An 11,567-nucleotide genomic window follows, 5' to 3' on the forward strand; every position below is an offset into this window, starting at 1 on the left:
CCGTGAATCATGCTCCCAAGCGGAAATCAATGGGTCCTGACCCTAAGAATTACGTAAAGTCATATCCTGGCAATTTTGAAACAGGGTGAGAGTGGTGTACCGGTTGTGGACCTTTGCCGAGAACACGGATCAGCAACGCGACTTACTACAACTGGCGGTCCAAATACGGCGGTATGGATGCGTCCTCGATGGCGGAAATGAAAGCCATGGCGTAGAGAACCGCTGACTAAAGAAGATGTACGCCGAGATGGTGATGCAGAACGAGCTGCTGAAGGACGTTTTGGGAAAAGTCTGGAGGTTGTCTCAGCGTGAAGAGATGGCGGCCCGTGCAGTACGGCTGCGCAGTTTGAGTATGGCGTTTACCTGCCGACCATGGCCATCGACAGTATCATGCCAGTAGTGAAACTGAAAGCTGCAGCCTGAAGTCCAGTCCTGGAACCCATCAAAAATCGGATGATTACCGTACAAAATACGAATAGGATCAAACGAAATTACATGATGATTTCTGACGTCGACAAATGGAGTCCTTAACGATGCTCAGACCCATCCAGCCTCGTACTTCTGCTCCCCGACCTGTATCTCCGCCTTCGCAGGTTGTTGCTTCTGGAAAACCTGCCGTAAAATCAGGCGCCATACCAAGAGCGCCGCAGCGTCAGGCAGCTGTCAGATCAGCAGCGATACCGGTGGTTTCTCAGATGTCTGTTCAAACGCAAAAACCAGCGCATGTCGTCGGAAATTCACAGGTGCAAGCCGAGAACACAAATGGACGGCATCGCGCTCAGGTTTCTCAGGAACAAGTTCCGGTTTCGAACAAACCAACGGAAAAATCTGCGCAGGTCCCGAGCAATACCAAACCTAACCCCGTGTTGAGATTGCAGAGTTTCGCAGTAAACCAAATCGTGGAATTGCTTGAGCGACCGGAAGACGTGCGCGAACTTCCCCTCCCACCTGCTTTCAGGCGGGAAATCGAGCGCGTGGCGCGGCGGAATTTGATGTTTGACGATGTTCTTGACCGAGCACAAAGAACCAGCGGGCCCCCGATTCAAAGGGGGCTTATCCCATACCGCATGTAATTCCACCCGAAGCGGCTTTTGAAGCAGGCGCAGGGTCTGTCCATCGCCCCGCCAGCGGCGACCCGGATGAGTTGACCTACATCTCCCACGCCATCGGAAATCTCTACAAGATTGCGGGCGACGAGACTTTGCCTCTTGAGTGGCGTAGGGAAGTCATACAGCTTGCGATCAATACCATGAACCAAGTCGGTAACTTCAGGACATTCATATTTATTGGGAACCAGGCAAGTGAATACTCATATAGAAACGACGGAGATTTTGGCGCACGACTTGAAGGGCTAAGGTCCAAGTTCGATGCCTTGCTGAAAGAGGAAGGCGCAAGAAAGTAGCTCTAAACTGTCGTTCTGTGTTTGAGATTCCGGACTTGAGCAAAGCGCTGGGTTCGCAGCTTCGTTGCAGGCGAATTTCGATAAACGTTTGTCAGAAAAATTGCTGCGCCGTGAATCCGGTGATCAGCACCGTATCTCGCTTATGGCAGAAGAAGATGGCTGGAAATTTATAGCCTATGCCATCCGTTTAATTTTTCAAAATACGCTTGACGCCTGGGGAGCCTCAGGAAATTCCGCTTTATTGACTTCGATTCAAAACCCTTTTGGCGCGAGGAGGAAAACGTCGTTCGTTCAATTGGGCCAGAGTGGGCGTTTTTGGGCTATTGGCGTAGGCATCATTTTGTTGTTGAAGAAATAAAATAGAATTTACTTGCGTAAAATTTTCGTAAATCAATTTTAGTTTTGGGTCTTATTTTAAGGTCATATCCTACTTAAGTAGAAATTTTAATTTGCTTGTTGGTTTGAAGTAAATTCGTATAAAATCACAGTTTCTCATTGCAAATTGGATGGCAAACTGTGTGCGCAATCTAAGCAGAAATTGGAGAATAGTTAGATGCGTGTTCCACAAAGACCACCGGCGCCAAGACCTGCACCGGCTCCACCGCGTGTGCAAATACAGCCAAGACCAGCAGTGGTGACCAAACCTGCGTCGTTTCCAAGGCCTCAACAACCGCAGGCGCAGCCGCAACAGCGCCCCGCAATTGTTCCGCAACAACCCCAGCAGCAACAAGTGCAGCAACAGCCCCAACAGCAACAGCAACAAGTTGTGGAGAGCAAACCATCGGGTGTCCCGCCGCAGGGGCAGAAGCGCAAACAAGAAGATCAGGGTGAAGGTCCGGCTGAGAAGAAATCGAGACCGGGTTATCAAAATCTAGGCACTGTTGGTTTTGTCGACAGCGGCATTGGCGGTGCAATGGCGGCTGGCCTTGTCGAAGGTCATGTCCGGGAATTCGGATCGCAAGTTGCGCTTCCTATTGGTGACAAGCATCCGAACCAAATTGAGACCTTCACCGCGCAAATGGTGGCCCAGTCTTTGATTGTAGACGGTCATGAATATGCAATTATTGCCTGCAACACGGCTTCCTGTAAGAAGGAGAAAGCCGTTGAACACCTTGAAAACTTCATCAAACGTGAAGCTGGCCGATCCGATGATGAATCGCAGTTGAGCGGCCCAGCGCGAGCGCGTGTGCTTGAACTGGCTGCAAAATTGGAGGCCGACCCAGATTACATCAAGGACAGGGTTCTCAGCATCGTTGAACCGACAGCTGAGCGAGCGGCACAGAAGGCCGTCAACGCCTTCAACAACGGCGAAAGCTCTTACTCAATCCTTATCGATTCCACAGACGGAACGGTAAACTCGAAGGCGTATCCGGAAGCCATTCATGCAGCAATGGTCAAGGAAGGGTTCACGCCTGTTGGCGAGCCGGTCGTCGTTGAATCGAAAGACGAAAACGGTCAAAGCGCCGTTAGAAAAACCGCCTACACTTATCGAAATGACAAGGGCGAAGAGAAAGTCGTCGCCATTACCAGCCGAGGCAATCCTGCCTGGGTCCCCGCGATTGAAGCCGGTCAATTATCGGACCCCGCGACCGATGGACAAGGGACTCGCGCAGATGAACTCGTGCGCAATTCTCGAGCGCGTTCGAATGAGCTGCAATTTGGCGAACCCAACACACATTTGAATGCGGCGTTCGCTGACCCTCCTGACCTCAACATGCTGTGTTGCACGCACTACCCAGCAATGCGGAGCGCGCTTCAAAGCGACTACGGCGAGGACGCATCAACTGAATTCCTTCAGCAGGACGAAGTTGTTCGTGCGATGGTGCAAGAACTGCAGGAGCAGGAAAAAGCGACAGTCACCGAAAAACCGAACAAGATCAGCGTCAGACTGGGTGACAGCAGTGTTTCGCCGGATGACGCTGAAAAGAAAAAGCAAGTCATTCAGAAGGTTGTCCCAGGCAGGGAAGTGGAAGTCGAACCTCTCGGCGAAGAGGAAAGCGATCAGTTTCAAGGCGTCCGCAGAGATATGGAGCACAATCGGGACGATCTGGTCAGAGCATTGCCTGACAGAGTCAAGGTTGCAATGGCCGATCTCAAAGGGCCGAGTGACTACACTCGTCAAGAAGACGGTGCGCATGCCGGGCTTCACGTCAATTCCAACGGCGATCTTGCCATGGATCTGGGTGAAGGTGTCTTCGTACAGGTGAAAGAAGAGCTGGGTCGGGAAGGTCAAGGCGTTTATGTTGTCGACGCGGGTGACAATTCGGTCTTTAGGTTTATCCGGCAGGAAGACGGCACATTCCAGTATGAGGCACCTGCCCGCCAGAAAGCAGCTGACGGAACCTTGCACGTCACCGACGATGGCAAAAAAACGGCGTGGAAGCAGGATAACAAAAACGTAGATCCCAAAAAACGCGGTGGATCGGTGTTTGTTGCTGGAATTCCAACCTCGCAAGCTGATCCTGAATTGGTGCGCGAGTCAGTGGAATTCTTGCAGAGCCAGGGCCTAAGCCCATCGGAGATCAGAAAACAATTCTCGGTCGCATCCCAAGCGGCGCGACTTGTTGCCAGCGGAGAAACCCGTGGCATCGGTCCGCTGTCTGTCGCTGCGAACCCCGGAGAATCCATGTTTAATGCGGCGACGGACATTACCCAGATTATTGTCGAAAACCGCGACAAACCCATGGAGGAACGCCAGAGCGTTGGAATTGTTTCTGGATTCACCGTTGTTGACAACGACGGAAAAACCAAACTCTTTGGCGAAAACGACGGGCCTCCAGGCGCAGTCATGCTCGCCAAAACGCTGATACAAAACGGCACTCCTGCCACGCTGGTGATGGATAAGGGCAGCGAGTCGTCTTTCTTGGCAGCTGCCAAGGCGGCTGGCTTGGTTGTTTCTGATGGGTACACCGACGACAAAAATGACCCCAATTACGTTCCGCCACAGCAAAGGACGTTTGAGAACGCCACACTTGTTCCTGGTCTCAAAATCATTGTGGTGGACGGCGAAGGTGGAGTTGAAGCTGCCAAGCAGCAACTGAAAGAAAGCAACACCGGGTTGCTGATTTCGACAGAGCGACCAAGCCCTAACAGTGAAGGCGTTCTCTCAAACATGAGAGGGCAACCCATCAACGAGTTCAATGAGGACCTCTCGGGTCTTTTTGAAGCGGGTGAAGGGGAAACGCTGCCTTGGAAAACAATCGGCATAGGTGACGGCGGCAACGAAATTGGATTGGGAACAATCCGTGCAGCTGTCGAAGGTGACAAGAAGCCCGATGACACACCGGTGGTGAACAACGGTCAGCAAATCTCTGCACGGGTCGGAACCGATGAAACCATCCTTGCCTCGGTTTCCAACAACGGAGCAGTGTTCCTGGCCGCGTTGGTTCAGGGCCAAGTGAATGCAATTGATGGCACAGGTCGGGTTCCACCGGAACTCACAGAAAGTGGCGAAGCCCCACCAGAAGGCTATTTGGTCACGCACAGAGATTTCACTGAAGAATACAAGAAGATCATCGATCAAATGTATGCGGAAGGAATGTCTCTGGACGGCGTCAGCAAGAAGAACGACCAGACCGTTGACGGAAGGGAGCTGCACCGACCTGAAGGGCAGGAGCCTGCGGAGATCGGCACACCGGATGCAACCCATGACGATATGTTTGACGAGTTTGCCAAGTTAGCGGCGTAGCGCTGACAATGCAGTGAAAACGATCGAGCGGCACCCTTGCAGTTGAATGTTCATGCGATTTAATTCGTCGGCTTCAACTGCATCTGGAAGGGTGCCGCTCGACTGTGTTTTGAAAGCGCTGTTCAAAGTCTTTTCCAATGGATCAAAGACGGAGCCGTTGGCAACGAATCTCAGATTTTCGAACAAAAGGTATTTTTTGATCTACTTGTTCGATGCAGGCTGATTGAAGTTCATTCGCGGAAGAACTTTTTTGTTCAGACGATAGTATCTGGGCAAATCCGAGCGCCCACCTACTAATTTGGTGGGTTTCGTCAGACACCGGAAATCGAAAACTTCCGACCCTACAGAACGGTTGTTCGCGAATTCATTGCGCGCGTAACAACTTTAGATGCGCTCTTCACACATTCCCTGAAACCATCAGCCGTCTCTGCTGATTTTTATTCCATCCTCCGTGTCCCCTCGAGTTCCTTGTTCCCCGGACAAGCGCAAAAGAGGGCGTACAAACTTCATTTTCGCTTTTGCGCAAACGAGTGTGAGCGCGGAATAGTACTAAGTATTGTCTACTGCACGTATTGCTGGACCTTTCGAAATTTCGCTTTAGGTGATCAAATTTTTTTATCACACTCGAAAAAAATAGGTTTATTTTATCAATTTAATTAATGCGTTTCTCGGTCACTCTATCAAGTGTCCAAGAGTATTCGCTGAAAACATCTCTGGGCGTATCGATAAAGCTGAAATGCTCAGAGGAGGCCCCGATGGTTGATAACGTAAAAGGTTTTGGTTCGGACGCACTGTTTAAATCAAATATGCTTGAAGATATTGGAAAAAAATCAGAGAAACTTCGAAGCGTCCTAGATATGCATGGCAATTCAAAATCGGCACTTACGAGTTCAAGTTCAAACGTTGCGATGTCTGCATTGATGGAGCAAGGCGGGGGGGCGGTTGTTCAGCTCGTGACACCGCAAACGGCGTTGGCCAATGTGCTCCGGGATGCGGGCAGCCGTCGCTCGAAAACGAGTGAAGGCGAACTTTCGCAGATCTTTTCCAAAAAGGCTGGAAGCGATGGCAAATCGACCGGCCAGGCCGCATTCAAACTTTTGGAAGATTGGGCAAGCGGCAAGGGAGAAAACGCTCCGAAAGTGGTGGTTCTCAGCGATGAAGCGCTCGGTGGCAACGAGGGTGCTTATTCAGCAGAAACGAATACGATTTACGTCAATCGCAAGCTTCTGAACAATCCGAAGGCGCTAAGGGAAGTCATTCGCAAAGAAGTCGGTCATTACCTGGATCGGGAACTCGGCGGCGGCGATTCTAAGGGGGACGAAGGTGCGCTGTTCGCCGACGCGCTTTGGGGCGGATTGAGCAAGCAAGAAAAAGCAGCAGCCAAGAACCGGGATGACAGCGGCACGGTGAAGTTGCCTGATGGCAGGGAAGTCAAGGTAGAGTTCTCTTCTGGCCGCGATAAAGAAAAATCCGTAGAGACCCTCTTCGGCCACGGCACGTTCAGCGTCCACACCGGAGAGCAACGAACGGCCGATGGACACCTGATCATCGGAGAGCACAACGAATTAGATGGTGGTTGGCCAATTGGGAATTTCTCATTCAAGTTGGTTGCGCCAGATGGCACCGAGACCACTACGCACGACTTTTCGCTCGATCGCCATGGCCGCCTGATTTACACCGGCACCGGCAATCCCTGGGACATGGGCACACTCAAAATTGAGGTTCATATCTCAGATCCGAATTCTCCCGATGGCACCCGCGCCGTTACCCACACAGTCGTTTTGGGATATCGGGAGACACTTCCGCAAACACAGCAATCCGATGCAAGTCTGTCTGGTCCGCAGGAGTTGACCGTTAACGGCCAGGAAGCGAGTTCGGGAGGCGGCCGGGTCGTCGGAGAAGGTTTTCAGGTAACCGGTGCCGGCCAACAGATCACGATCACCAACACGCACAATGAGCAAGCGGAAGAACAAAGCAGCTACGGGTACTACCGTAAGGATGAAAACGGCAATCCCGTCGACGGCAAGATTATCTGGAACAATGTGCACACGACCCGCGGCCAAAAAATGGCGCTCGAAAATTTCGATCCCGACAAGTACGGGTTCTTTATCATACCGGATGGCGGCCGCCAAAACCCGGATGTTGAGAACCATACGGAAGTCAAGTTCGTCAAAGGCGAGAACGGCGAATGGGTGCCGGTCCTTGCCGACGGAACTCAGCTTAAATCCGCTGATCCGACAGGCGCAGCCTATTTTGACGATCCCAAGCTGAACCCGGAAGGCAAGGTGCATAATCGGGGAGGCAACTGGGAAGACCTGCCGCCCGAGAGCAGCGACGAAGATTACAACGACGTCCAGGTGACGATGCAAACTGGGCCCCAGCCCGTTACCTTCACTATCAAGGTCAAAGGTCCGGACGGCTCGCTGACCGTCACAAACGATTTCCACGTCAACGAAAAAGGCCAGCTCATCTACACCGGTGAGGGCAATGCCTGGGATCACGGCGAGCTTGTCATTGAAGCGACAACCGCCGACGGCCAGACCGTCAGCCGGAACGTCGATGTAAAGTACCAAGGGGCCACCCCCGCCGTTTCTGTCGACGAAAACACCTACGGAGCTTCCTTCGATGCTGCTAAGGTTCTAAATTCGGGCGGCACGGCCGGTTACACTTACCGCATCGTTTTCGGAAACGAGGACGGCAAATTCAAAATCGACCCACAAACCGGCGAAGTAACGGCCGAGGGCTTGGATTTTGAACAGGCCTCGTCGCGCACACTGGTTGTGGCGGCCACGAATGGTGGCAACACCAGAACGGGTACATTTACCGTCGCGGTCAATAACGAGAACGAAGGCATTCTCTTCTCCAATATCGGCGGTGTGGTATCGGCGAAAAAGGACGCCCCGGCAGGCACGACGCTGGGCCGCGTGGATGCCCAAAGCCTGGATGGCAACGAACTTACTTTCGGTCTGAAATCGCCGAGCGACGACTTCTCCATCGATCCGAAAACGGGTGAGATAACCAAGAAACGGTCCGGTGCCTACGAAGGTGGCTATCAGACCGTGGTGGTCGTCGTAAGTGATGGCACATCGAGCCGTGAGATCGCCTGGAAGGTCAAATTGGGCGACGAGGCTAGCCCGCTGTTCGACACCGACAGCAATTTCCAGGTCACCGAGAACGCGGCCTCGGGAACAAGGGTTGGTACGCTGACACCAAGGAACGGCGGCGATGGTACTGTAACGCCGCAATTCGCGATCACCGGCGGCAACCTGGATGGCGCATTTTCCATCGACAAGGACGGCAATATTCAAGTCTCTGGCGACGTTGACTTTGAACGGAGCCCGGATGGCAAGCGGGTTCTTGAAATAACCGTTTCCGACGGCTTCAACGCACAAAAGGTCAAGGTCACCGTCAATGTCCAAAATGTTGAAGAAGCTCCTGAAGTGGTTGTCGACCGGAGTTTCGAAGCAAAATCCGATGCTGCGGCCGGGGACAGCCTGTTCAAACTCGAAGCGCGCGGAGAAACTGGCAGGACGCTGACCTATTCGATCGAAGACAACAACTTTGATCCTCTTTTTGAGATTGGCGCGGATGGCACGATCAGGGCGAAGAGAGACTTCAAGGCATCGGATGCCGGCAGCCACTCTATCATTGTCGAAGTCTCTGATGGAACAACGAAGGTAACCCGAACGATCAACATTGAAGTTGGTTCAGGGCGGACGCTTTCTACCGACAAGCAGCAATTGCTCACAGGTCAAGGTTTTGATCAGGCAGGTGGAGCCGTCATCGGCAAGGTTGAGGCGTCGACTTCAGACAGTGCGTCAGGTCCGATCGACTATCAGATTGTCAGCGACACATATGGCGGTGCGTTTACGATCGACCCGAAGACCGGCGAACTTAGCTCAACCGGTTCAATCATACCTGGGCTGTTCAAACTTAAAGTCCGCGTCAAACAGGGCGACCAATTCCAGATCGTTACTGTTCTTGTCAAAATGAAGCCGCAAGAGGACCGGAAGCCGGACGTAATTGGATCGCAGGCGGTTCTGTTGGGCGCCGGCGATACCACCTCCGATGGCCAGGTCCTGGGGCAGGTCAGCGCGTTCAACTACGACGGAACACCACTGGAATTCGAAGTTACGAAGGGCGACGAAAGCAAGCTGACCGTCGACAAGAACACCGGTCAGATCATAGCCAAAGGGTCTGATGTCCCAGAAGGCGTTTACGAAATTACCGTTCGCAACCCGCGCAACGGACAGACACAGACAGTTTCGCTTTATGTAGGAAAAAAACGTGAGGCGGCCTGGAGCCATGTTTCTGAAAACGAAGGCAAGACCATAACCGGCAACCTGACCGGAACTGAAAACCTGTTCTTTGGCGCGGATGGCAAAGTCATCAAGGACGAATTGTCGACGAAAGCTTCCAAAGCGTTTGAAGCACTCGGCGCAGAAGAAAAACCGGAGCCGAGTACCGCGCGAAAACAATGGGACACCATGATTTCGTCGCTGACGACACTCGCCAAGGAAAATCCGCAGCAATTGCGGCAGATTCTGCAACAGGCCTATCCGAACGCAAAACCAGCTCAGATTGATGACCTGATCAAGCGGATCGCGTCTGGCGACGTGCCTGTGCCGGCAGCCTTGCATACGGTGAATTTCGCAGCCGGAAGCACCACTCAGGGCGCCTACACGAAAGAAGGCGGTGGCCAGATCTTCATCAGCCGCAAGCTCAAGGACCCGGATGAGATCAACAAGGTTCTGATGGAGGAACTCGGTCATCACTTCGACGCCTTGCTGGGCACTGACGACAGCCCGGGTGACGAAGGCGCCATCTTTGCGCGCGGCGTCGCCAATGGTGGACCGATCAGTCAGGGTCAGTTGAACCAGCTCAAAACGGAAAACGACCGGGGTACCTTGAACGCCTTCGGTCAGGAGCTTCCTGTTGAATTTGCAGGAGAAACAACGCTGCTGCTCGAAAGCATCGTGAATTCGGAACAGTTGTCACGGAGCGGCGCCGGGAAACTGGGTATTCGCGCTGCGCGTGGCTTGATGCGCGCGGGTAGCACCGTGAAAGACTTTTTCAGCAACCTCTTGAGCCGCGCCAGCTCGGCCAGCAACACCGCAAGTGCTGCTGAGGAAATCCCGTTGATCGAACAGGGCAGCAGCAGTGTTCTTGAAGGGTTTGAGGGAGCAGGTGCCGGACTGGAAGGTCTGGGAGCGGGTGCCGGTGGCGCTGGCGGGATCACCATCTTTGGCACGCAGGTACCAACTTGGGCGGCCGTCGGTGGAGGTGTCGTGGTCGTCGGTGGCGGTGGAACCGGACTGTTCTTCGGAATTCGCGAGGCTGTCAGAAAATCCTATGGCAATACACCGGCAGACTTCGGCAGCGCGCCATCCAGCGTCTCAATCAACCCCGCCGATATCGATGGCAGCACGGACATCGACGGCAGTTTCTCGGCGAGCAAACCATCCTACGCGAGCGGACCGGTCAGTTACCACTTGACCGGTCCGGATAAGGACAAGTTCACGTTCGAGGACGGCAAGCTGGTTTACATCGGCTCAAAAGACGATGTCGGCAAAACTCTGCATGTAACGATCGTTGCGGAGCATGATGGCTATGATGCGCCGCAAACAGCCTCTCACCCGGTAACCGTGAGCTTCTCCAACGCAGCTCCAGCCTTTTCCGGAAATCCGCCTTCATCCGTCGCCGTCTCGGTGGACGATATCAGGAAGGGCAACGTCAATATCGGCCAACCTTTCCAGGCAACCGATGCAGACGGAAACGTGGACGGCACAGTTACGTTCACGCTCAAGGGGCCAGATGCGAACAAGTTCAGCATCGTCAACGGGCAGTTGAAGTACATCGGCACGGAAGAACAGCTCAAGGATGGTCTTTCAGTTGCCGTGACCGCAAGCAGCGGCGAAGGCAGTAGGGCCACAAGCACTGACCATGTTGTGAAGGTTTCGCTGGGCAACACCGCACCGCAATTCGCCGACGACACGCCAACCGATGTTGGAATATCGGCACGTGACGTCCTGCGAGCGCCGGAAGGTGGCGTCAATGTCGGGGCACCGTTCCGCGCAAAGGACAAAGAAGCCGCAGAAGACAACCCCGTCACCTATTCGGTGAGCGGACCGGACAGCGACAAGTTCAAGATCGATCCTGCAACCGGGCAGTTGAAATACATCGGCACGCTAGAACAGCTTGAAGCTGGTCTAGCGGTCACCGTCACCGCCAGCAGCGGGGAAGGCGAACGAGCTGCCAGCACGGACTTTGTCGTAAATGTTTCCATTGCGAACACCGCCCCAAGGTTCGCAGAGGGCACACCGACACAAGTTGCGCTGACTGAGACCCAGTTTGCAGGTTCGCCTCCAGGCGGCGTTAACGTCGGCTCACCGTTCCAGGCAACGGATGACGAAAATGACGAAGTGACTTATTCGCTTACCGGCCGTGACCCCAATAAGTCCAAATCGGGGCTGACGG

4 protein-coding genes and 1 pseudogene are annotated in these 11,567 nt (G+C 53.5%); 4 read left to right on the plus strand and 1 reads right to left on the minus strand.

The window, feature by feature from the left end; genetic code table 11:
• Positions 1 to 63: 63 nt before the first annotated feature.
• Positions 64 to 394 (plus strand): annotated as a pseudogene (locus TRICHSKD4_RS31690) (transposase); the annotation flags it as partial.
• Positions 395 to 1,466: 1,072 nt separating this feature from the next.
• Positions 1,467 to 1,760: a hypothetical protein gene (locus TRICHSKD4_RS13445; protein ID WP_009759587.1), complete on the plus strand. Its 294-nt coding sequence runs from the start codon at positions 1,467 to 1,469 to the stop codon at positions 1,758 to 1,760.
• A 169-nt stretch (positions 1,761 to 1,929) separates the two neighbouring features.
• Here the strand turns inward: TRICHSKD4_RS13445 and TRICHSKD4_RS30780 are convergent, their stop codons facing one another.
• Positions 1,930 to 2,184: a hypothetical protein gene (locus tag TRICHSKD4_RS30780; RefSeq protein WP_009759588.1), complete on the minus strand. Its 255-nt coding sequence runs from the start codon at positions 2,182 to 2,184 to the stop codon at positions 1,930 to 1,932.
• Here TRICHSKD4_RS30780 and TRICHSKD4_RS13455 point away from each other — a divergent pair.
• Positions 2,169 to 5,090, plus strand: a complete 2,922-nt coding sequence (locus tag TRICHSKD4_RS13455; RefSeq protein ID WP_009759589.1) for a glutamate cyclase domain-containing protein — start codon at positions 2,169 to 2,171, stop codon at positions 5,088 to 5,090. The genes TRICHSKD4_RS30780 and TRICHSKD4_RS13455 overlap by 16 nt on opposite strands.
• 755 nt (positions 5,091 to 5,845) lie before the next feature.
• The coding region (locus TRICHSKD4_RS13465) for a cadherin repeat domain-containing protein (RefSeq protein WP_009759591.1) at positions 5,846 to 11,567 on the plus strand (5,722 nt) is incomplete at its 3' end.

Origin of the sequence: Roseibium sp. TrichSKD4, from assembly GCF_000148725.1 — a bacterium.
Classification (GTDB): Bacteria; Pseudomonadota; Alphaproteobacteria; order Rhizobiales; family Stappiaceae; genus Roseibium.

Bases quoted from the DNA above. Each gene is read 5' to 3' on its own strand.
- TRICHSKD4_RS30780 (WP_009759588.1), bottom strand. From the start codon at position 2,184: ATGGTTTGCTCTCCACAACTTGTTGCTGTTGCTGTTGGGGCTGTTGCT.